The following is a 390-nucleotide window of genomic DNA, read 5'->3' on the forward strand; positions in this document are numbered from 1 at the left end:
GGGCGGGAAGGCACCCGGATTGATCAGCTCCTCGCGTGCCCACACGCCGGACAGCGGGTTGAGGCCGTTGGTCAGTGCCTTGCCGAAGGCGACGACGTCGGGATTGACGCCGAAGTGCTCGATCGACCACAGCTTGCCGGTGCGGTAGAAACCCATCTGGATCTCGTCCACCACCATCAGGATGTTGTAGCGGTCGAGCACTTTCTTCAATTCGGTGAAGAAGTTCATCGGCGGCACGATGTAGCCGCCGGTGCCCTGCAGCGGCTCGACATAGAAGGCCGCATATTCGGCCTCGCCGGCCTTCGGGTCCCACACGCCCTGATATTCGCTTTCGAACAGGCGCTCGAACTGGCGCACGCAATGCAGGCCGTATTCTTCCTTGTCCATGCC

At 61.8% G+C, this 390-nt stretch carries 1 protein-coding gene; it reads right to left on the reverse strand.

Annotation, left to right across the window (positions count from 1 at the left end):
• Positions 1–390 (reverse strand): aminotransferase class III-fold pyridoxal phosphate-dependent enzyme (locus AC5RWQ_RS30710; RefSeq protein ID WP_494286084.1); only part of this gene is annotated, 390 nt, incomplete at both ends.

The sequence above is a fragment of the Micromonospora sp. BS32 genome (assembly GCF_059089345.1).